This window comes from Arthrobacter sp. AQ5-05, from assembly GCF_003287975.1.
GTDB lineage: Bacteria > Actinomycetota > Actinomycetes > Actinomycetales > Micrococcaceae > Paeniglutamicibacter.
This window is the reverse complement of the sequence record NZ_QMKQ01000010.1, coordinates 98,043-119,195: the sequence shown is the minus strand read 5'-3', so window position 1 is coordinate 119,195 and position 21,153 is coordinate 98,043. Positions and strand designations below refer to the sequence as shown.

The window sequence follows — 21,153 nt, the reverse complement described above, 5'->3', positions numbered from 1 at the left end:
ACGGCTTCATAACGACTCGCCGAACCCCCGGAAACCTGCGTGGCACGGAACCGGGCCGGGGGCCAAGAAGGCCCGGAATCCCGCGGTTCATGGCGACGTCGGAAGGGTGCGGGTTCGCCAGGAATTCACCTTCGTTTTTCGCGCCCGGGCGTGGCCGCAGATTGGGTGCGGCGGGCTCCGGCTCGGGGGCCAGCGGGAAGCCCGGTAACGGGATCGGTTCATTCGATTTGGTGTGTGCCGAGGTGCTCGGCTAATCTTGCTAGGTACTCCTTCGGGAGTTGCATGACGGTTCTTTAGCTCAGTTGGTTAGAGCGCTCGCTTCACACGCGAGAGGTCAGCAGTTCGAGTCTGCTAAGAACCACCCAAGGAAAAGAGCCCCGGATATCCGGGGCTCTTTTCGTTAATCGGGCCTGCTTACCGCCATGGGGCCGCGTCTACTTGTCGCTGAGCATGTCCAGGACCAGCGGCTTGACCTTGGTGCCCAGCAGCTCGATGCTGCGCATCATGGTCTCGTGCGGCAGGGTTCCGGCCGAGTACTTGATGTCGATCCGGGAGAGCCCGAGACCCTGCGCAAAGCGGGCCATCTTCCTGGCCACCGTCTCCGGGCTGCCGGCAAGCATCGACCCATCGGGTCCGGTGGAGGCCTCGAAGCGCATGCGGCTTGCCGGCGGCCAGCCGCGCTCGGCACCCAGTCGGTCCATGGTGGTCTTGTAGTGCGGCCACAACAGATCCATGGCTTCCTCGTCGCTGTCGGCGACCAGGCCGTGGAAGTGCGCGCCGATCTTCTGGCCCTGGTGGCCAAACTCCTCCAGCGAGCGCTTGTAGAGCCGGGTCAACGGTTCGAAGGCCATGGGCTGCCCGCCGATGATGGCCAGGAACAGCGGCAGCCCGTGCTTGGCCGCGCGCACCACCGATTCGGGGCTTCCGCCCACACCCACCCAGGCATCCAGCGTGCCGCGCTCGATGGGCGGGTAAACGGCCTGGTTGCGCAGTGCCGAGCGGGTTTGGCCGGACCAGCTGACCGGCTCGCCCTTGCGCAGCTTTGCGAACAGGGCGAGCTTCTCCTCGAAGAGCAGTTCGTAGTCGGTGAGCTCGTAGCCGAAGAGCGGGAAGGATTCGATGAAGGAGCCGCGTCCCAGGATGACTTCGGCCCGGCCGTTGGACAGGCCGTCGAGGGTGGCGAAACGTTCGTAGACGCGCACCGGATCATCCGAGCTCAACACCGTCACCGCGGTGCCGAGACGGATCTTTTCGGTCACCGAGGCGATGGCTCCGAGCACCACCTCGGGCGCGGAGATCGAGTAGTCGTCGCGGTGGTGTTCACCCACCCCGAAGAAGTCGAGCCCTGCGGCTTCGGCGGCCCGGGCCTCGGCGACCACGTTGCGCAGCACCTGTGCCGCGTGCAGCGGCACGTCGTTGGCATCGGCGGTGATGTCGCCGAAGGTCTCGATCCCGATCTCAAGAGGCTGAACGTTGCCAGTGGAATTACTCATGATCTCCCGTGTTTCTTCCGACAGAATTTATATGCGTTTGCATTCAAAGTGGCTCAACGCAGGAGGTCCTGCGGATATTCCCGCGGCTGTATCGCCGGCATCAAGCGCGGCCGCCATTACCGGGCGCGCGGCGGGTGGATCGCCGGGCAACAAGGCGGCTGTATGGTGGGTGGGAACAAGCGCAATTGACAGGAGAAAGCGTGTCTTCAGGTAAGGGACCGGACACCACCACGCCGGCGTCCCCGGGCGAGGATCCCAACCCGCAGGTCTCGAGCATTCGACGTGTCCAGACACGGGAAATGGTCCACATTGCCCAGGCCTTGAAGGACGCTGCCGCGCACGCGCAAAGCGCCCCCGGAATCCCGCACGCCGGCATCCCGAAGGACGCAGCCGTGCCCGCGAAGCCCTCCGCCGCAGCCGCGGACGGATCCGGGGGGAAGCCGGCTGCCAAGCGCCCCGGAAGCCCCCGGCCGGCCCGGCCTGCGAAGCCGGCTCGGCCCGCCCGCAGGCCGCGGCCCACCACCCTGGCGCAGGACGCCATCAACGCCAAGACCGGTCAGGTGGGCGTCACCTCCTCCGGCGCCCCGGCGTTGCCTCCACGCGCCAACCCGGCGGCCCGGCGCATGATCTCGCGCCTGCTGGCCTCCGACACCCCGCCCACCCAGGCGTTCAACATCGTGGAGCGGCTCAAGGGCACCCCCTATGCCAACCCGAAGGTGAATGCGGCGAAGGACGCCTCGGCGCGCAAGACCCTCGAATTCGCCCTGGACCTGGCCGAAACCATGTTCCGCTACGGGGCAGGGGCCCTGGAGGTGGAAACCAGCGTCATCGCGGTGACCGCTGCCCTCGGGCTGAGCCACACCGACGTGGACATCACCAACCAGTCCATCCACCTGAACTTCTCCCCGCCCGAGGGCGAGTCGTACTCGATGCTGCGCGTGGTGCGCTCCTGGACCAGCAACTTTGCCGGCCTGGCGCAGGTGCACCGGCTGGTCTCGGACATCGTTGCCGGCGGCGTGACCAGGCAGCAGTCGGTGGACCGGTTGCGGGAGGTCTCGCGCAAGCCCAAGCCGTTCCCGCGCTGGATGATCGCTTCGGCAGCCGGCGCCTTTGCTGCTTTTTTCGTGGTCTTCATCGGCGGCTCGCTGATGGGCGCCGCCCTGGCCTTCGTCTCCTCGGTGGCCGTCGGGCAGATCCTCAAGTACGCCGCCCGCTGGCGGGTGCCCGAGTTCTTCTCGGTCGCCACCGCCACGTTCGTGATCACGGCCATCGCCGTGCTCTTCCATGCGCTGCATGCGCCCATCGACCCGGCGCTGGTGGTCGCCGGCGGCATCCTGCTGCTGTTGCCCTCCTCCCGGTTCGTCTCGGCCCTGCAGGATGCGATCAACGGGTTCCCCGTCACCGCCGCCGGGCGCTTCTTCTCCGCGGGGCTGACCTATGCGGCGATCCTGACCGGGATCATGGCCGCACTGGTCTCCGGGCAGCTGCTGGGCGCCCCGACGCTGGATGTCAGCGCCATCGACCCGATCTCCTACCCCGGTTGGCTGCTGGCCGTCCTGGTGGTGGTGGCCGTCATCGCCGGGGCGATCACCGAGCAGTCCGAACCCAAGCTCCTGCTGCCCACCGGGGCCATCGCCCTGCTGGGATACCTGATCCTGCTGGGCATCCAGGCCCTGGGCGTGGGGGACCGGGCGTCGCCGGCCGTCGCGGCGACCTTCGTCGGCATGGCCGGGCGCTGGGTGGCCTACAAGATGCGCGCCCCGCAACTGGTGCTCGCGGCCCCCGCGATCGTGTTCCTGCTGCCCGGACTGATGATCTTCCGCTCCATGTACGGGATCGTCTTTGACGTCGCGGACATGTCCTCGGCCATGGTGGAGATGTTCACGGCCTTCACCATCATGATGGCCATTGCCGGCGGTGTGGTCTTCGGCGACACGCTCGCCCGCCCGCTGATCGGCGCCGAGGCACTCGCCGAGCGCCGCAACATCCGCCGCCGCTAGGACCGGGGCGGCGCCATCGGCAGGGCCCAGTCGATGGGCGCCCCGCCGGCTTCCACCAGCAGTGCGTTGGCCCGGGTGAAGGGCTTGGACCCGAAGAACCCGCGCCGCGCCGACAACGGCGAGGGGTGCGCCGAGGCGATGATCGGGATCGGTGCCAGCGCCGGTGCCAGTGCCTGGGCGTCCTTGCCCCACAGGATCGCCACCAACGGACCGCCGCGCGCGGCCAGCGCCGCCATCGCGGCATCGGTCACCGACTCCCAACCCAGCTTCCGGTGCGACCCTGCCGCGGAGGCTCCCACGGTCAGCACCCGGTTCAACAGCACCACGCCCTGGTTGGCCCACGCGGAAAGATCCCCGTGCGACGGGACCGGCACGCCGGTATCCTCGTGCAGCTCGGCATAGATGTTCTTCAGGCTGCGCGGCAACGGGTGCACCTGAGGCAGCGCGGCAAAGCTCAGCCCCATGGAATGCCCCGGCGTGGGATAGGGGTCCTGGCCCATGACCAGCACCCGGGCTTCGGCCAGCGGGCGCTTGAAGGCCCGCAGGATGTTCCCCGGCGCCGGCAGGATGCGCTCGCCGGAGGCGCGTCTGGCTTCCAGCGTCCGGGCGATCTCAACCAGCGTGCCCTCCACCGGGGCCAGCGCCTGCGCCCAGTCCTCGGCCACGAATCCTCCGGACACGGCGGGTGCAAGCCCGTTGGCAAACGGGAATGGGGCGGTGTCGACGGCCGGGGCGGGGAGCTCGAACAGGGGTGTTTCGTGCGTGTCCATGGGATCCATTGTGGGCAGATGCCGGCCCGGTTGGACAGCCGAAGTGTCGGGGAGACACGTTAGAATAGTTACAGTTGAGGCAGATTGCCCGGTAGTTCGCCGTGGACCGGGAACTGGATTGTTGAGGGAAGTGCAATGTCATCCGAGGCACTTGGGCTCGAGTTTGAGCTTGATGAATCCAGCGAGCTGGATGAGCGTTCCCAGCGGATTCTCGCACTGGAACGCCAATGGTGGAAGTATGCCGGCGCCAAGGAACAAGCCATCTCAGAGATGTTTTCCATCTCGCCAACCAACTACTACCAGTTGTTGAACACGCTGATCGACACGGACGCGGCGCTGGCCCATGACCCCATGCTGGTCAAGCGATTGCGTAGACTACGAACGACGAGGCATCGCGCTCGGTCGGCGAAACGGCTCGAATCCGAGGCATGATTGCAACGCACGTCGGGCGTTTCGGGGCCCGGAAGCGCTTGTGTTCCTGCACCCGCGCATGCCCACATTGCAAGACACATCACCGAGGACGGGCATGACCAACTATCCGCGCGATGAATTTGATCGCGTCCCTGAGTTCAGCAACCGTAGCGGATCGCACCGCGAAAACGGCTGGGCTGCCGCCGCATCCGTGGGCGGAGCCCGATCCGGGTTGCGCTGGCTGATGGTCTTCGGGGCGCTTGCCCTGGTGGTGGGACTCTTCTCCTTCATGGTCCTGCCCAAGCTCATGGGCACCTCGAACGACCCCGCACCGGTGGCCGCGAGCTCCCCGAGCACGACTTCGGCCCCGGCTTCCTCCGACGCCTCCGAATCGCCGACCACCACCGAGGATCCCAGCGAAACGCCTTCCGAAAGCGGTTCCACGGACCCCGGCGAGTCGACCGAAGCTTCCGAGTCCACCGACGCCAGCGAAAGCGGGCTGCCGGAGGACGTCGACACGACCATGGTCGTGGGCGTCTACAACGGGGCGAAGGTCGGCGGACTTGCCGGCCAGGCCCGCACCGAGCTCTTGAACGCCGGGTTCAGCAATGTCTCGGCATCGAACTGGACCAAGAAGGTCACCTACTCCACGGTCTACTACCGATCCGAGACCCAGCGGGCCACCGCGGAGGCAGCGGCCGGGGAACTGGGCATCACCTCGATCATGCAGAGCGCAAACATCCCGGGCAATATCGCCATCGTGCTGGGAAGCAACTACCGCTAGGCCGAAGCGTGGCGAACTACGCTCTCGGCAAAGACCCACAGCTTGCACTCCGGGTGGTTGAGTGCCAAGATTTGTATTAGCACTCACACGTCCCGACTGCTAACTCGATCGAAGTTTCGACCGGATCCGTGCGGTTTAGGGATGTTGTTTGAGTGAGTCCTTGACCAAGGCAGCGAGAAGCTTTTGCGATCGTCCCATGACATCGTGGATTCTTCGTCCGTCGCGGGCGTTGCCTCAGGTCGTAGATACGCATGAACGTCCCGAAAGGACATAAGCCGCTATGGCCAAAATCATTGCATTTGACGAGGAAGCACGCCGAGGCCTTGAGCGCGGCCTGAACATCCTGGCCGACGCCGTCAAGGTCACCCTTGGCCCGCGTGGACGCAACGTCGTTCTGGAAAAGAAGTGGGGCGCCCCCACGATCACCAACGACGGTGTCTCCATTGCCAAGGAGATCGAGCTCGAGGACCCGTACGAGAAGATCGGTGCCGAGCTCGTCAAGGAAGTTGCCAAGAAGACCGATGACGTCGCAGGCGACGGCACCACCACCGCAACCGTTCTGGCCCAGGCCCTGGTCAAGGAAGGCCTGCGCAACGTTGCTGCCGGCGCCGACCCGCTGTCCCTGAAGCGCGGCATCGAGAAGGCAGTCGACGCGGTCACCGCGGAGCTGCTCGCCTCCGCCAAGGAAATCGAGACCAAGGAGCAGATCGCTGCCACCGCATCGATCTCCGCCGGCGACAACGAAATCGGCGCCCTGATCGCCGAGGCACTTGACAAGGTCGGCAAGGAAGGTGTCATCACCGTCGAGGAGTCGAACACCTTCGGCCTCGAGCTTGAGCTCACCGAGGGCATGCGCTTCGACAAGGGCTACATCTCGGCCTACTTCGTCACCGACAACGAGCGCCAGGAAACGGTCCTTGAGGATCCGTACATCCTGATCGCCAACTCGAAGATCACCAATGTCAAGGACATGGTTTCGATCCTTGAGAAGGTCATGCAGTCGAACAAGCCGCTGCTGATCATCGCCGAGGACATCGAAGGCGAAGCCCTTGCAACCCTGATCGTGAACAAGATCCGCGGCCTGTTCAAGTCCGTCGCCGTCAAGGCACCGGGCTTCGGCGACCGCCGCAAGGCCATGCTGGCCGACATCGCCATCCTCACCGGTGGCCAGGTCATCTCCGAGGAAATCGGCCTGAAGCTCGAAAACGCCACCATCGACCTGCTGGGCTCCGCCCGCAAGGTCGTTGTCACCAAGGACGAGACCACCATCGTCGAGGGTGCTGGCGACGCCGAGGAGATCGCCGGCCGCGTGAACCAGATTCGCGCCGAGATCGAGAACTCCGATTCGGACTACGACCGCGAGAAGCTGCAGGAGCGCCTGGCCAAGCTGGCCGGCGGCGTTGCAGTCATCAAGGCCGGTGCCGCAACCGAGGTTGAGCTCAAGGAGCGCAAGCACCGCATCGAAGACGCAGTGCGCAACGCCAAGGCAGCAGTCGAAGAAGGCATCGTCGCCGGTGGCGGCGTGGCCCTCATCCAGGCCGGTGCCATCGCATTTGCCAAGTTGAAGCTCGAAGGCGACGAGGCAACCGGTGCAAACATCGTGCGCGTTGCCATCGAAGCCCCGCTGAAGCAGATCGCCTTCAACGCCGGCCTGGAGCCGGGCGTTGTCGCCGACAAGGTCAAGGGCCTGCCCGCAGGCCACGGCCTGAATGCTGCAACCGGCGAATACGTCGACCTGCTGGCAGCCGGCGTGAACGACCCGGTCAAGGTGACCCGCTCTGCACTGCAGAACGCCGCCTCGATCGCCGGCCTGTTCCTCACCACCGAAGCCGTTGTCGCCGACAAGCCGGTTCCGGCCGGCGCAGCAGCACCGGGTGGCGACGACATGGGTGGCATGGGCGGCATGGGCGGATTCTAATCCCCCTGCAACACCCCACGCCTAGCGCGTAGGCTTCACCAGCCAAAACCACGGGCCGCTTTCCCGGCGGTGCACCACTTCCCTTGCGGAGGAGGTTCGCCGCATGGGAGGGCGGCCCGCGGCGTTAACACGAGGACATTCGATGGCGCCGGACCACCCTGGGGCCATGCCTGAAATCGAAGAGCCGCTGGAGGGCGGGAATGCCGCCGCGGCGGTGGTCCGCAGTGGAGCAACGGTGCGCAAGCCCTGGCAATCCTGCACCGGATCGGTCCACAGGTTCATGGCCCATCTGCGGGAACAAGGCCTTGGGGAGGCCCCGGAACCTCGAGGCCGGGACGCACCGGGCCGGCAAGTGGTTGAATTTGTGCCTGGAATCCCGGCACCGAATGACCGGCCGTTGCCGGGGGATGCCCTGCGGGAAATCGGGCGCCGGATCCGGCGGATCCATGATGTGGCCGAAACGTTCCAGGTGTCCCCGGAGAAGACCTGGAACACCCTGATCCCGGTCGAGAGCCCTGAGCTGGTCTGCCACAACGACCTGGCACCGTGGAACCTTGTCACGGGCCGCCAACCGGCCTTCATCGACTGGGATGGTGCCGGACCCAGCACGCAGTTGTGGGACCTGGCATATGCGGCCCAGTCCTTTGCCTTCTTCAATGACGGCCAAGACCCGGGCGAGGCGGCCTCCCGGTTGCGCGTATTGGTCATCGAGGGCTACGACGCCGCTGCCGGGTTGCGCGCCGCATTGCCGCGGGCCATGGGAGCGCATACACAGGCCATGCATGACTTCCTGCGCGAATCCCATCGCGGCGACGCCCAGCCTTGGGGGCGGATGTCCGTGGACGGGCACGGGGAACATTGGGCGCGGGCCACGCGGTTCGTGAAGGAACCTGAAAGCCTTTGGGTCCAAGCACTGCGTAGGCACCCCGGTTCCGGCGTTTCGGCCCGAACCTATCGACCCATGGGCTCCAGCTCCGCCAGCTCGGCCTCCAGATTGGCTCGGGCCCGTTCCTCCCACAATTCCCGGCCGCGATCGCTGGAGTACAGCGACCCGCCCGCCAACAACCCACGCAGGATCGCGGCACGTCCGCGGGCAAAGTCGGCATCCGAGACGTGGGCGTATTCGCGGCGCACCGCCGCGGCGTAACGACGGTAGGCCGCGGCGCTGCGTGCCAGCACCTCTAGGTCCGCGTCGCAGAGCAGCGCCCCGGCGTGGTCCCCGGGTGCGGGTTTGTGGGTCGTGGTCAGCAGGACGAGTCGAACCACCTCGTCCACCACCGGTGCGCCAACGCCAACGCCCGGCAGCAGTTCCGCGGCCAGCGCGGCGGAATCCTCCTCGTCGGTTGCTGTGCCCCGGTACACGGCGTCGTGGAACCACGCGGCCAGGTAAACGGGTAGGTGACCGGCGTCCTGCCGGTGCGGACCGGCCAAGGTGTCCAGGGACGCGAGCACCGCCAACAGGTGCGCCCGGTCGTGGTAGACCCGCCGTTCCTCGGACCAACGGGCCAGCAGTTCTCGTTCAATTCCCGGCGCGCCCAGTCCCAGCGACTCCCAGCGGGCCAGCAGCACCGCGTCGAGGCGTTCGGGGCGTTCCCTGGCGCGCACCCGCAGCCCGGAGGCAATCAGCCGGCGCACCAGCTCGGTGGCCGGGAGCGGGAGCGCTCCGGCCACGACCAGGTCGGCGTAGCGACTTTGCGGCACGTCGTAGTGGTCGCGGTCGAAGGCGCGCTCCGGCAGGTCCTGGGCCCGGGCAAAGCCATGGAGCTCGCCGAGGGACGCATCGGAGACAAGATGCGAAAAGAACGTTCCGTGGGCCGGCCACGACGGGGGATCAATGAGGATGGACACGTCCCCAGACTAATACGCGCCCGGACCACGCACCGGCTCCGGCACCCGAGGGCTGTCAGTAGGTGAACAGCGAGGCGTTGGCGGCCTCGGCCTCGTCGTATTGCACCGAGGCGCGGTTCAGCGCGGTGCCGATGGAGGACAGCGATTCCTCCACTCGGGCCTGGGTGTTGCGCCAGTCGGCGACCACGGACTGGAAATTGGCCGAGGCCGCACCCTGCCAGGTGCCCTGCAGGTCCTGCAGCGAGGAGGTCAACGAATTCACCTCCGCCCGGACGCGCTCGATGGTGGCATGCAGGTTCATGGACCGGGCCTGCATCTCGTTGGTGTTGGCGGCAAACGTGCTCATGTTGCTTTTCACTCCCGTGCAATGGGTTCCGTGGCGCCGGGGCCGTGCAAACGGGGTTCGCCCCCGTCGGTTCCCGGCGGGAAGCTCGCCGCTGTGTTCGCTGCGTGCTTCCGTCTTCAGGCTAGAAGCGGCACACCCCGCTGCGGGCTGGGCCGCAACGGGGTGTGGACAACGCGTGGGGAGCTTGGCCCTAGTCCTGCTCGTCGTCCTCGGGATCTGCCTCGGGTGCGACGTAGGGCAGGTGGATCGACATGGTCGCCCCGCCGCCGGGGGTGTCGCTGAGCCTGATGGACCCGTCGTGCTGCGCGGCGATCGCCGCGACGATGGCCAGGCCAAGCCCGGTGCCGCCGGTCTCCCGCTGGCGGGAGGAATCGGCGCGGTAGAAGCGCTCGAACACCCGTCCGGCGTCCTCTTCGGAGATGCCCGGCCCGTGGTCGCGGATCTCCAGCACCGCATCCGAGCGTCCATCGATGACGGGCTTGACGCCCACGGCGATCTCGATGTCGGTGCCCTCGGGGGTGTAGCGCAGGGCGTTGGTCATCAGGTTGGCCACGATCTGGCGCAGCCTTGCCTCGTCCCCGCTGGTGGGCGCCGGTTGCGGGGCCCCGCCATCCAGCCCGATCAGCCGCACCCTGCGGTCCACGGCGTTGACCCGGGTGTCCTCGGCAGCGTCCCCGGCCAGCAGCAGCAGGTCGATGGGCTTGCGTTCCAGCGGGCGCTGCTCGTCCAGCCGTGCCAGGGTCAGCAGGTCCTCGACCAGCTGGGCCATGCGCTTGGACTCGGCCTCGATGCGCCCCATCGCGGTGCGTAGCATCTCCGGGTCGTTCAGCCCGCCCTGCCGGTAGAACTCCGAATACCCCTGGATCGTCACCAGCGGGGTGCGCAGCTCGTGGGAGGCGTCCTGGATGAAGCGGCGCATCTTGCGCTCGGAGGCCGCACGGCCCCGGAAGGCATGCTCGATGTGCGCCAGCATCGCGTTCAGCGAGCGCGAGAGCCGCCCGACCTCGGTCTCCGGCGGATAATCCTCCACGCGCCGGGACAAGTCGCCGGCGGCAATGGCCGCCGCGGTGCGTTCGACGCGCAGCAGCGGCAGCAGGGCCCGGGTGGTGATCCCGTAGGCGATCATCGACATCAGCAGCGTGGCGAGCATGCCGGTGGACATCACCAGCATCGTGGCCTTGGTGACGGTGTCCTGCACCGAGGTCATCGGCAGCGCATAGACCAGGTCGTAGTCGGTGCGCGGCAGATCCACGATGCGCACCCGCCAGCCGGCCGAGCCGAGCCTGGTGCCGCGCACCGTCAGCGAGGCGGCGGGTTCCCCGCGCAGCCGGTCAAGGGCCTGGGCGTCGACGTCCGGGGCATCCAGCGGCTTGTTGTCCGCGGCCGCCTTGCGCGGCATGGTGTAGAGGATGTCCCCGGACTCGTTGCGCAAGTCCCCGTAGAACCGGGCAAGCCCGTTGGACTTGGGGTTGATGGAGGCGATGCCCGCATAGTCGTTGAGCATCGTGGCGGTGATCGTGGCGGTGTTGGACTTCAGGTCGGTGTCCAGCTGCGCGGTGAGCATCAGGCGCAGGGACTGGGCCGAGCCGACAGCGGTGACCACGATCCCCAAGATCATCAACGAGCTCATGAGGGCCACGAGCTTGGTGCGCAGCGACACCTGTCGCCAGAACCTGCGGGCGCTTTCCACGTGGGGGAACCGGTCTTTCGTCTTAGCGGCGGTCGGCGGTTCGCATCAGGTAGCCGACACCGCGCTTGGTCTGGATCAGCGAGGGCCACTCGGGCCGGGAGTCGATCTTGCGGCGCAGGTAGGAGATGTACGACTCCACGATGGAGGCGTCGCCGTTGAAGTCGTATTCCCATACGTGGTCCAGGATCTGCGCCTTGGACAGCACCCGGTTGGGATTCATCATCAGGTAGCGCAGCAGCTTGAATTCCGTGGGGGAGAGCTCGATGACCTCGCCGGAGCGGCGGACCTCGTGCGCGTCGTCGTCGAGCTCGAGGTCATCGACGCGGATGACCGCGCTGTCCTCCTCGGCAGGCTGGGTGCGGCGCAGCACCGCACGAATGCGTGCCACGACCTCGTCGAGGCTGAAGGGCTTGGTGACGTAGTCGTCCCCGCCGACGGTCAGTCCGGTGACCTTGTCCTCGGTGTCGTCGCGTGCGGTGAGGAACAGCACGGGGAAGTGCTTGCCTGCGGCGCGCAGGCGGCGGGTGATGGTGAAACCGTCCATGTCCGGGAGCATCACATCGAGCACCGCAAGGTCAGGGGTATCTGCCTCCACGGCAGCCAGGGCCTCGCGGCCGTTTGCCGCCGCCACCACCTCGAAGCCTGCAAAGCGCAGGGAGGTGGAAAGCAATTCGCGGATGTTTGGTTCGTCGTCGACGACCAGGAGCTTTGCTTCGGGGGTTTTGGCGTTCATGGGTACCAGTCTGCAACCGCTATCTGTAAGAACCCTGTGTGTTCGTTGTGCATGCAAGGGTGCTTCGCAGCACGAACGCCGCCAAGGTACCCGGAATTTGCCGGAGACGGGCCCCGAAGCGCAGGGAGGACGGCGCTAGCGGGAGCGGCGGCGCTCGCGGAAGTTCAGCACCAGGACCACCATGAGCAGGATGAAGGCCAGCGGCAAGCCGTAGAGCGCAACTGCCAGGAATGCCGGCGCCGGGGCGACCTGCATCATGTACTGGATGAGGATCACTGCCAGTGCTGCCAGCGAGAGGACGGCGATGCCTCCGGACAGGAAGGTCAGGATGCGCTGGGAAGCCGAGGTCGGGGCGGTGGTGTTCACCCCTTAAAACTACCGCGCACCGGGCAAAGAGCCACATCGGGATCGGACTCCGGCCATGGAAGGGGGCAAGGCGCTGATGTCGTACCCTAGAAGATATAGACTTCCCCGGACGCAAGAGCCCGCCCACAAGCCCCCATCGGGGGCCGGGTTGTGTGGTTTCGCGCCGGGAGATCGCCAGAAAATGGGAACGCGGAACGGTTTTCGACCCCCGCGGTTGGCCCATTGTGACGCAAGGACGAGGTAGCTAGACGTGCCAACCGGCAAAGTGAAATGGTACGAACCCTCCAAGGGGTTCGGGTTCCTGGTAACCGACGAGGGCCAGGAAGTGTATTTGAACGCCTCGGCGCTGCCCGCGGGCGTGACCGAGCTGCGCGCAGGCACACGCATGGAATTCGGCATTGCCGAGGGGCGCAAGGGCGCGCAGGCGCTCAGCGTGCGCATCCTCGAAGATGCACCCTCGGTGGCCCGTGCCAAGCGCAAGCCGGCCGTTGACACCGCAGTGCTGATCGAGGACCTCATCAAGGTGCTCGACTCCGTCTCCAACGGGTTGCGCCACGGCCGCTACCCGGAAAAAGCCCATGGCGCCAAGATCGCAGCCGTGCTGCGCGCCGTAGCCGACGACTTGGACGCCTGATCACATGGCACGCAAACCGATATTGGACACAACCCTGGCCAAGGCCGTTGACCAGGCACGCGCCGCGCTGTTGGAGATCACCGACGAAGCGATGATTGGCGAGTACCTTGAGGCGGTCAACGACGGCGAACGCCTGGTGACCCATCGCTTTGAGTCGCTGCGCATCGGCTACGAGGGATGGTACTGGTTCGCGACGCTGACCCGCATCCCGCGCGCCCAGGCCAAGGACATCACGGTGTGCGAGGTCGGGATACTTCCCGGCGAGGATGCACTGCTGGCCCCGGCCTGGGTTCCCTGGGCCGAACGAGTCCGCCCGGAGGAAATGGACGCCGAGCGTCGCGCCGCCGAGGAGGCCGCTGCCGCAGAAGCCGGCATTGAGGCCCCGGGCGAGGAATCCGGCGATGCCGATGCCGAGGCGCCCGCGGACGGCGAGGCGACCGACGAGGCCGCAACGCCCGAGGACGCCGAAACGCAGGATTCCGAGGACCCGGACGCCAGGTAGTCGAATAGTAAACCAGGGGACTTGTCCCCTGGAGGGTTGGAGGGGGCTGGCGATGACCGAATGGTCACCGCCAGCCCCCTTTCCCGTGCGCGGCGGGCCTTGCCGGGGTTGCCCGTCGGCATTGGAGTCCACGCCAAAAAGGCGGCGCCCCGGCACGCGGTGTTGACCCGTGCCGGGGCGCCGCCCGGATGCTTTGCGAAGAACCTAGCTGTTCTTCAGCACGTACTCGATGCACTTGAGCAGCGAAGAGACATCCTCGGGCTCGATGGCCACGAACGTTGCCACGCGCAGCTGGTTGCGGCCCAGCTTGCGGTACGGCTCCACGTCCACCACGCCGTTGGCGCGCAGCGTCTTGGCCACCGCGGCGGCATCGATCGAATCGTCGAAGTCGATCGTGGCGATGACGTTGGAGCGGTCTTCGGGTGCGACGACGTACGGGGTGGCGACCTCGGAGGCCTCGGCCCAGTCGTAGATGCGGGAAGCCGAGTCGGCCGTGCGTGCTGCGGCGAATTTCAGGCCGCCGTTGGCATTGAGCCACTGCACCTGGGCGTTGAGCGATACCAGGGTGGACAGGGCCGGGGTGTTGTAGGTCTGGTTCAGTCGCGAGTTGTCGATCGCCGTCTTCAGGTTCAAGAAGTCCGGTATCCAGCGTCCGGAGGCGGCAATTTCCTCGGCGCGGGCAATTGCGGCCGGGGAGAAGAGCGCAATCCACAGTCCGCCGTCGGAGGCGAAGTTCTTCTGCGGGGCAAAGTAGTAGACATCGGCCTGCGAGACATCCACATCCAGTCCGCCGGCGGCGGAGGTCGCGTCGATGACGACCAGGGCGCCCTCATCGGCACCTTCGACGCGGTGCACCGGGGCGGCGACGCCCGTGGAGGTCTCGTTTTGTGGCCAAGCGTATACGTCCACGCCAACCTCGGCCACGGGAACCGGGCGGGAGCCGGGCTCGGAGGTGATGATTGAAGACGGCTCCAGGAACGGGGCCTTGTTGGTCGCGGCGGCGAACTTCGAGCCGAATTCGCCGAAGGACAGGTGCTGGGCCTTGTTGCGGACCAGGCCGAAGGCGGCGATGTCCCAGAAAGCGGTGGATCCGCCAACGCCCAGGACCACTTCGTAGTCCGCCGGGGCGTTGAAGAAGGCCTTGAGGCCCTCCTGGATCTCGCGGACCAGGTTCTTCACGGGGGCCTGGCGGTGCGAGGTGCCCAAGAGCCGAGTGCCTGCCTCGAACAGTGCCTGGACCTGTTCGGGGCGGACCTTGGAAGGTCCGGCACCGAATCGGCCGTCCACGGGCAAGAGGTCTTGGGGAATGGTCAGGCCGGTGCTCATGTTGCTCCTCATAAAGGGGGTTTTACGCTTTGACACCCTCGCATCCGTTGTCTGATGCGATTCGGGGATGCCCAGTTGTTCAATAATCCCGCACTCGGACGCCCAATGCGTAATAGCGAGTCGGAAATGTGAACGCAGGTAGAGTGGGAAGCGTAGTGATCTCTTGTAAAAATCAACCCATGCGGGAGCTGCAAACGTGTCAGACCTGATCGATACCACCGAAATGTACCTGCGCACCATCCTGGAACTCCAGGAGGAGGGCATCGTCGCCCTGCGCGCACGTATTGCCGAGCGCCTGGGGCACTCCGGGCCCACGGTTTCGCAGACGGTGGCCCGCATGGAGCGCGACGGGCTGGTCGTTGTCACCACCGATCGCCACCTCGAACTGACAGAACATGGCGCGGAAGTCGCCACCGGCGTGATGCGCAAGCACCGCCTGGCCGAACGCCTGCTTGCCGACGTGATCGGCCTGGAGTGGGAGTACGTCCATGAGGAAGCTTGCCGCTGGGAGCACGTGATGAGCGAGCGCGTGGAGCAGCGGCTGTACAAGTTGCTGGGCCACCCGGCGGCTTCCCCGTACGGCAACCCGATCCCGGGGCTCGAGGCGCTGGGAGGGCCCGGGTTGGCCGAGATCTCCGTGAGTGTCCAAAATCTCGATTCGGCCCTGCTGGACGGCAACCTCGGCCCGGTCCGCATCGAGCGCCTGGCCGAAACCATCCAGGTGGAACCCGAGCTGCTGGTTCAGCTCGATGAGGGCGGCATCCGCCCAGGTGCCCTAGTCACCCTAGAAAGGGCCGGGGAGTACGTGGTGGTGCGGGTCGAAGGCATTGAGGGCGCCCTGGAGCTTCCGACCGAAGTCAGCGCGCATGTGTTTGTCCGCCGCATGGATTGATAACGGAATTGTAACTTTGGCATAAACCCCGGTAGGGTTTCTCGTTGGGTTGCACTTAGGCAATCCAGTCCTGATCCGGTTCGCATAACCCTACCGGCGGATCCAGGAGCAAGAATTCCCGGTAGGGGCGGAGGACCCATTTCAACCGTTCCTGGCCAGTGGCCAAGGATCTTGGGGTGAAGTTGAGTCCGCCTAGGTGGGCTCGGCCGAGTTGATCTCATGACTCGAATCCGACAGCTAACTTCGCAGGCGATACATGAGAGGTTGACCATTTGACTCAGCAGCACACTTCCGGCCGCCGCCGTGCGTCCGGACCCGTTGATGCTTTGCCTGCTGAAGGCTCGTTGGAGCAGATCGTAGACACCGCCCTGAGTGGTGAAAACACTTCCCGACGTCCCGGCCGCCGCGCACTGGGCGTGGTCCCCGAATCCGTCGAGTCAACTGGTTCCCTGCAGTACACCGGCCGCCGCTTCGATGCGGGCCTGCGCTACGGCGCATCCCCGGACGCGGCAGCCATTGCCGCCACCGAGATTCCCGTGGCACTGGCCGCCCCCGCGGCCCCGCTGGCCGCCCCGGCCGAAGCCGACGAGCTGGACAACGTCATCAAGTTCGTTCCCCGGCCGCAGCGCGCCCGCTTGGGGTTCACGCACAAGATTGCCGCGGTTGCTGCCGTTTCCGGCCTGGCCTTCGCCGCCGCATCCCCCGGACAGGAGCCCGAGAGCGCCGTCGCCGACGCCCAGCGCGTCGCCCAGTCGGTCGTGGTCGATGTCCAGGCCCCGACTGGTGACGCGGTCAAGATCGAGCGCGCCTCGCTGACCAGCGAATTCACCAAGGAAGACAAGCTGGCCACGGTCATGACCGCCGCAGGCGGGGATGTCACCAAGATCGCCACGAGCGGTGTACTGGCCCAGCCGGTGGACAGCATTCGATTGACTTCGCGCTTCGGCCACCGCAAGAATCCGACCGGCCCCGGCTACATGAACCACAACGGTCTGGACTACGCAGTTCCCATGGGTACGCCGATCAAGGCCAGCGCCGCCGGCACCGTCGTGCAGGCAGCCTGGGCGGGCCACTCCGGCTTCCGCGTGGAGATCGACCACGGAAACGGCCTGCACACCAGCTACAACCACAACTCGGCCTTGAAGGTCACCGTGGGACAAAAGGTCAAGCGTGGAGACGTCGTCTCGCTCAGTGGCAGCACGGGCAACTCAACCGGCCCGCACCTGCACCTCGAGGTCATCGTCAACGGCAAGTGGGTAAACCCCGAGGGCTGGTTATAACGGCAATTGTCACCGTTCCGTGACCAGAACGTGACTTTTGGATTCGCTTCATATATTCTAAGTAAGTGCTCAGGGACCAACCCTGATCACCGCCGCGGGAAGTGCCGAGCACTGCCAGCCCACGGTGTCCGTTCAAGAACTCGTTTGGCAGTGGCGGGGGACCCACTTTCGGTTTCCACACCAGGAAGCCTTGGGGTTAAGTGGTTCGGCCTGGCGGCCGGATTGCCGAGTGACTCCCACTCGAACCCGACAGCTCACCTCGCAGGCATCAGGAGAGGCATTACTACGTGACTACACGTCAAGCATTGGGCCGCCACCGCGCGACCCCGGTTCGGACCAACCCGTTAGAATCCATCTCGAAGGCCGTAGCCTCGAACGCTGGATCGGTTGGCCGCCAGGCAGCAGTCATTGCAGCCGCATCAGGTCTCGTATTGACCTTGGGCGTTCCCGCAGCCCAGGGCAACGTATCCCGCGAAGCAAGCGCCGTCCCCGTTGAAGGCCTTTCCGCAGAGCGCGTAGCAGTCAAGGCAGTCTCGGTCTCGACCGAACGCGCCAAGGACCTGAACATCGAGCGTGCAGCGTTCACCTCCAAGCCGGCTCCGGCCCCCGTCGTGATCGCCGTGGCCAACGAGGTCACCCCGCGCTCCACCACTTCTTCGACGCGTTCCAGCAATGCCGATGCCCTGGCGCCGGTAACCCGCTCGAACCGCGGCACCACCCAGTCCACCTCCTCGGCCCCCAAGGTCAAGAGCGACTCGGTCAACACCGCCAACCTCTCCGGCATCGCGGCTACCGCTGCCAAGTACGTGGGCGTTCCGTATGTATGGGGCGGCAACACCCCGTCGGGCTGGGATTGCTCCGGCTTCGTCAAGTACGTCTACGCGCAGCACGGCATCAACATCGCCCGCGGCACCTCGGCCATCCGTGGTTCGGGCCAGTTCGTTCGCACCTCCAGCCCGAAGCCGGGCGACCTGGTGTTCCAGAACGGTGGCGGCCACGTTGGCATCTACCTCGGTGGCGGCAAGATGATCGGTGCACAGAACCCGACCGTCGACACCATGATCCACGACGTGACACGCAACCCGCTCTACGGGTACTACACCCTCAAGGGCTAAGCACAAGCGTTCCAAGGCCCCGGTCGATCCGCAAGGATCCACCGGGGCCTTTGTGGTTGATGCCGCCAACAGGGGTCTGCCCGGGACGGCATGCACGGCCCGTGAGGCCCGCGCCGGATACCCCGGGAACGGCCGGAACACCCTTCCAGGGGTGTACCGCGGGCAAATTTTCGGTGGATTTTTTAACCAGTTGCCGACAAATGCGAGCAAAACAGTCATCCATTGTCTTAGGCTAGGGCACAGGAGCCAAAGCCGAGTGCCGCGTGCGCCACCGTGAGGGATTTCCGTCGTGGACGGGTCCCTCTGTTGCGCCGGGTCAGGAACAGAGGATGCGCACATGCGAACCCTTGTACTGAATGCAGGATTTGAACCGCTGGCGGTCATTACCTTCCGCCGGGCACTTCTCCTTGTCCTCACCGGAAAGGCCACCGTCCTTGCCGATGACGACCGGGACCCGGTCGTCGGGGTCAACCAGGTGGTGCCCAGGCCCACGGTGATCCTGCTGAACCGCTACATCCGCCTGCCGTACCGCTCCGTGGCCAATGTCTCGCGCCGCGGGGTGCTGCGCCGCGACGGGCACCGCTGCGCGTACTGCGGACGAAGCGCCAACACGATCGACCACATCGTGCCGCGGAGCCGCGGCGGCGAGGATTCATGGGAGAATTTAGTAGCGGCATGCCAAGGCTGCAACAGCGCCAAGGGAGACCGGACGCTGGCACAGCTGGGCTGGAAGCTGCGGTTCGCCCCGAGCCGACCGCGAGGCGCCCAATGGTTCATCACCGAACTGGAACGCCCCGCAGAGGCTTGGAGTCCCTTTTTACGGAGTGCAGCATGAAATTCGATGCGATCATCGTGGCCGGTGGCCGTGGGTCCCGGCTCGGCGGGGTCAGCAAGCCCCTTCTTGAACACCGCGGCGAGACGTTGCTGGAGCATTCGCTCAACGCCGTCCGTGACGCCCAGGCCATCGCCGTGGTCGGCGCCCATGCCCTGGCCGAAGCCGTCACCCGGTACATGGACTGTGCCCCGGACCACCAGCGCGTGGTCATCACCCGCGAGTATCCAACCTTTGCGGGCCCCGCCGCGGCGGTCGCCGCCGGACGGGCCGCCCTGGACGACGGACCCGACGACGAAAGCGCGCAGCGCGAAAACGAGGCTTCCGAGCTGACCATCGTGCTGGCCTCCGACCTCCTGGATCCGGGCCCGGTGGTCGCGGCACTGCTGGCCGCCACCGACAACCCGGTTCAGGGAACCGAGGCATGGGTGCCCCAGGATGCCTCCGGGGTGCTGCAGACGCTCTCCTGCGCTGTCCTAACCTCCTCCTTGCGCGAAGCCATCAGCCGGGCCTCCGAACCCCGCGGAAGTCTCGAGAATGCGTCAATGATGCGTCTGCTTGCTACAGTGCAGATGGAACGGCTGAAGCTTCCCGACGCGGACTTCAGCGACATCGATACGCCCGGGGATGCCGGGCGGCACGGGATAGCGGTGGCCAACGGCCACTGACAAGGAGAATGCATCATGCCGGAAGCCCAGCTCGATCAATGGGTCAGGGAACTCCTGGCGGCGTATGAACTCAACGACACCGAAATCGACATCGACCAGGTGCTCTCGCTGGCCGGCGTTGCCGCGCACACCATCGTCCGCCCCGCCGCCCCGCTGACCACCTACGTGGCCGGTTATGTGGCAGGCCTTGCCGTGGGCAGCGGCCGGGCCGGCACGAAACCGGCGATGGAGTCGGCCGACTCCCTGGCACGGACAGTGCTGGCCGCACGCCCCGCCTCCACCGACGACGCCTGAGCCGCGCCGCGTTGAAAGACCAATCCTGGGACGGCGCCCGCACCGAGGCCCACCGGCTGGGCACCCGGATCGCCGCCGCGCCCCAAACGGTTCCCCTGCACCTTGCCGCAGGACGGATCCTCGCCGCCGACCTGGTGACCGCCTACCCGATGCCGCATTGCGCGACCTCCGCCATGGACGGATACGCGGTCAACGGCACTGGACCCTGGCAGCTGCTCAGGGCGCTGGCCGGCAACCCGGGCGCGGGCGAAAACCTGGTGCTTGGCTCCTCAGAAGCCACCGCGGTGGTCACCGGGTCGCTGGTTCCCGAAGGCACCACAGCCATCCTGCGCGTCGAGCACTCCCGGCTGGAAGGCGGGCTGCTCCACGGCGACCGCCAACTGCGCCTCGGGGCCGACATCCGCCCCGCCGGAACCGAAGCCGCCAAGGGCGAGCTGCTGGCCCGCTCCGGAACCCCCCTGCGGGCAGGGGTGATCGCCACGGCGGCGGTCTCGGGCCACGACGAACTCCTGGTGGCGGCAACCCCCTCGGTGCACCTGGTGTTCACGGGCGACGAAGTCATCGCTGTGGGGCACCCGGCCCCCGGACAGGTCCGCGACGGGTTCTCCCCGGTGCTGCCCCAGGTCGTGGCCGCCCTGGGCGGCACCGTCGGCAGCGCGGTGCGCATCGGGGACAGCCTCGAAGCCACGGTGGCGGCGATCGACTCGGCACCGGCCCGGGCGGCGAACATCATCGTCACCACCGGCGGCACCGGGTTCTCCGATCGGGACTTCGTGCGCGCCGCGGTTCGCGAAGTGGGCGGAACGGAAGTGGTCCCCTCCATCGCCATGCGCCCCGGCCACCCCTCGATGCTTTCGACACTGCCCGGAAACCGGCTGTTGGTCGCCCTGCCCGGAAACCCGCTGGCCGCGCTCATGGCCGTCGCCACGCTGCTGGACCCGCTGCTGCGCGGGGCCACCGGGCGCGAAACGGCCAGGCTGCGCTCCGCGACCTTCGCCGCGGACTTCGCCCCGCTGCCCGGGCGCACCCGCCTGGTCCCGGCCCGCTGGATCCCCGGTCCCGCAGGGCCCGATGCCCTGGCCCCGGCGGAGCATGTCTCCCCGGCGATGCTGCGCGGGCTGGCCGCGGCCGATGCGATCCTGGTGGTCGGGCAGGACGGGGCGAATGCCGGCTCCCCGGTTTCCTACCTTCGGTTACCGTGGTAGCTGGCCCGGCAACTCGTAGAAACAACAGCCAAGGCCGGAAAGGCAA

General features: G+C 66.6%; 21 protein-coding genes, 1 tRNA gene, 1 pseudogene and 2 riboswitches. Of the genes and pseudogenes, 15 read left to right on the top strand and 8 right to left on the bottom strand.

Going from position 1 to position 21,153, the window contains the following annotated elements:
- The first annotated feature begins 287 nt into the window (after window positions 1–287).
- Window positions 288–361, top strand: a tRNA-Val gene (locus tag DQ353_RS10935).
- A 73-nt stretch (window positions 362–434) separates the two neighbouring features.
- Here DQ353_RS10935 and DQ353_RS10930 read toward each other — a convergent pair.
- Complete coding sequence (locus DQ353_RS10930; RefSeq protein WP_113762784.1) at window positions 435–1,493, bottom strand: LLM class flavin-dependent oxidoreductase; 1,059 nt, start codon at window positions 1,491–1,493, stop codon at window positions 435–437.
- Between the two features lie 200 nt (window positions 1,494–1,693).
- On the opposite strand from DQ353_RS10930, the gene DQ353_RS10925 reads away from it, so the two are divergent.
- Window positions 1,694–3,493, top strand: coding sequence for a threonine/serine exporter family protein (locus DQ353_RS10925; RefSeq protein WP_113762783.1), 1,800 nt, complete (start codon window positions 1,694–1,696; stop codon window positions 3,491–3,493).
- Here DQ353_RS10925 and DQ353_RS10920 read toward each other — a convergent pair.
- Window positions 3,490–4,263: a uracil-DNA glycosylase gene (locus DQ353_RS10920; RefSeq protein WP_113762782.1), complete on the bottom strand. Its 774-nt coding sequence runs from the start codon at window positions 4,261–4,263 to the stop codon at window positions 3,490–3,492. The genes DQ353_RS10925 and DQ353_RS10920 overlap by 4 nt on opposite strands.
- A 135-nt stretch (window positions 4,264–4,398) precedes the next feature.
- Here DQ353_RS10920 and DQ353_RS10915 point away from each other — a divergent pair, with 135 nt between their 5' ends.
- From DQ353_RS10915 to DQ353_RS10900, 4 genes and pseudogenes are all read left to right on the top strand, one after another.
- On the top strand, window positions 4,399–4,695 hold the full coding sequence (locus DQ353_RS10915; protein ID WP_113762781.1) for a DUF3263 domain-containing protein: 297 nt from the start codon (window positions 4,399–4,401) through the stop codon (window positions 4,693–4,695).
- 94 nt (window positions 4,696–4,789) lie between these two features.
- On the top strand, window positions 4,790–5,458 hold the full coding sequence (locus DQ353_RS10910) for a LytR C-terminal domain-containing protein (RefSeq protein ID WP_113762780.1): 669 nt from the start codon (window positions 4,790–4,792) through the stop codon (window positions 5,456–5,458).
- 280 nt (window positions 5,459–5,738) lie between these two features.
- Window positions 5,739–7,376, top strand: a complete 1,638-nt coding sequence (gene groL, locus DQ353_RS10905) for a chaperonin GroEL (RefSeq protein ID WP_071216369.1) — start codon at window positions 5,739–5,741, stop codon at window positions 7,374–7,376.
- A 103-nt stretch (window positions 7,377–7,479) separates the two neighbouring features.
- Window positions 7,480–8,094, top strand: a pseudogene (locus tag DQ353_RS10900) (phosphotransferase); the annotation flags it as partial.
- Window positions 8,095–8,327: 233 nt separating this feature from the next.
- Here the strand turns inward: DQ353_RS10900 and DQ353_RS10895 are convergent.
- The 5 genes from DQ353_RS10895 to DQ353_RS10875 form a co-directional block, all read right to left on the bottom strand.
- The gene (locus DQ353_RS10895; protein WP_113762779.1) at window positions 8,328–9,224 is read right to left on the bottom strand and encodes a DUF4031 domain-containing protein; all 897 of its coding nucleotides are present in this window, start codon (window positions 9,222–9,224) and stop codon (window positions 8,328–8,330) included.
- Window positions 9,225–9,279: 55 nt separating this feature from the next.
- The gene (locus tag DQ353_RS10890) at window positions 9,280–9,570 is read right to left on the bottom strand and encodes a WXG100 family type VII secretion target (protein WP_113762778.1); all 291 of its coding nucleotides are present in this window, start codon (window positions 9,568–9,570) and stop codon (window positions 9,280–9,282) included.
- A 190-nt stretch (window positions 9,571–9,760) separates the two neighbouring features.
- Window positions 9,761–11,260, bottom strand: coding sequence for a sensor histidine kinase (locus tag DQ353_RS10885; RefSeq protein WP_113762777.1), 1,500 nt, complete (start codon window positions 11,258–11,260; stop codon window positions 9,761–9,763).
- A 22-nt stretch (window positions 11,261–11,282) separates the two neighbouring features.
- A complete protein-coding gene (locus tag DQ353_RS10880) occupies window positions 11,283–11,993 on the bottom strand; it encodes a response regulator transcription factor (protein WP_113762776.1) in 711 nt (236 codons plus the stop codon).
- A gap of 135 nt (window positions 11,994–12,128) precedes the next feature.
- Window positions 12,129–12,359 carry a hypothetical protein gene (locus DQ353_RS10875; RefSeq protein WP_286166756.1) on the bottom strand — a complete coding sequence of 77 codons (231 nt, stop codon included), beginning with the start codon at window positions 12,357–12,359 and terminating at the stop codon, window positions 12,129–12,131.
- A 250-nt stretch (window positions 12,360–12,609) separates the two neighbouring features.
- On the opposite strand from DQ353_RS10875, the gene DQ353_RS10870 reads away from it, so the two are divergent.
- The gene (locus DQ353_RS10870) at window positions 12,610–12,993 is read left to right on the top strand and encodes a cold-shock protein (RefSeq protein WP_113762775.1); all 384 of its coding nucleotides are present in this window, start codon (window positions 12,610–12,612) and stop codon (window positions 12,991–12,993) included.
- 4 nt (window positions 12,994–12,997) lie between these two features.
- Window positions 12,998–13,495: a DUF3027 domain-containing protein gene (locus DQ353_RS10865; RefSeq protein ID WP_113762774.1), complete on the top strand. Its 498-nt coding sequence runs from the start codon at window positions 12,998–13,000 to the stop codon at window positions 13,493–13,495.
- Window positions 13,496–13,699: 204 nt separating this feature from the next.
- Here the strand turns inward: DQ353_RS10865 and serC are convergent, their stop codons facing one another.
- Entirely contained in the window at window positions 13,700–14,821 is a 1,122-nt protein-coding gene (gene serC, locus DQ353_RS10860; protein WP_113762773.1) for a phosphoserine transaminase, read from the bottom strand.
- 196 nt (window positions 14,822–15,017) lie between these two features.
- Between serC and DQ353_RS10855 the strand changes: the two genes are divergently transcribed.
- The 7 genes from DQ353_RS10855 (at window position 15,018) to DQ353_RS10825 (ending at window position 21,107) form a co-directional block, all read left to right on the top strand.
- The gene (locus DQ353_RS10855; protein ID WP_113762772.1) at window positions 15,018–15,713 is read left to right on the top strand and encodes an iron-dependent transcriptional repressor DtxR; all 696 of its coding nucleotides are present in this window, start codon (window positions 15,018–15,020) and stop codon (window positions 15,711–15,713) included.
- A gap of 84 nt (window positions 15,714–15,797) precedes the next feature.
- A riboswitch (cyclic di-AMP (ydaO/yuaA leader) is annotated at window positions 15,798–15,981 on the top strand.
- Between the two features lie 76 nt (window positions 15,982–16,057).
- Window positions 16,058–16,993, top strand: coding sequence for a M23 family metallopeptidase (locus DQ353_RS10850; protein WP_286166755.1), 936 nt, complete (start codon window positions 16,058–16,060; stop codon window positions 16,991–16,993).
- A gap of 127 nt (window positions 16,994–17,120) precedes the next feature.
- Window positions 17,121–17,275: riboswitch (cyclic di-AMP (ydaO/yuaA leader) on the top strand.
- Between the two features lie 5 nt (window positions 17,276–17,280).
- Entirely contained in the window at window positions 17,281–18,108 is an 828-nt protein-coding gene (locus tag DQ353_RS10845) for a C40 family peptidase (RefSeq protein WP_113762770.1), read from the top strand.
- 337 nt (window positions 18,109–18,445) lie between these two features.
- Window positions 18,446–18,943: an HNH endonuclease gene (locus DQ353_RS10840; RefSeq protein WP_113762769.1), complete on the top strand. Its 498-nt coding sequence runs from the start codon at window positions 18,446–18,448 to the stop codon at window positions 18,941–18,943.
- Complete coding sequence (gene mobA, locus DQ353_RS10835; protein ID WP_071216356.1) at window positions 18,940–19,608, top strand: molybdenum cofactor guanylyltransferase; 669 nt, start codon at window positions 18,940–18,942, stop codon at window positions 19,606–19,608. The genes DQ353_RS10840 and mobA overlap by 4 nt, the downstream gene beginning before the upstream one ends.
- A gap of 15 nt (window positions 19,609–19,623) precedes the next feature.
- Window positions 19,624–19,902, top strand: a complete 279-nt coding sequence (locus DQ353_RS10830; protein WP_113762768.1) for a DUF6457 domain-containing protein — start codon at window positions 19,624–19,626, stop codon at window positions 19,900–19,902.
- Window positions 19,903–19,913: 11 nt separating this feature from the next.
- Entirely contained in the window at window positions 19,914–21,107 is a 1,194-nt protein-coding gene (locus DQ353_RS10825; protein WP_113762767.1) for a molybdopterin molybdotransferase MoeA, read from the top strand.
- Window positions 21,108–21,153: the final 46 nt, after the last annotated feature.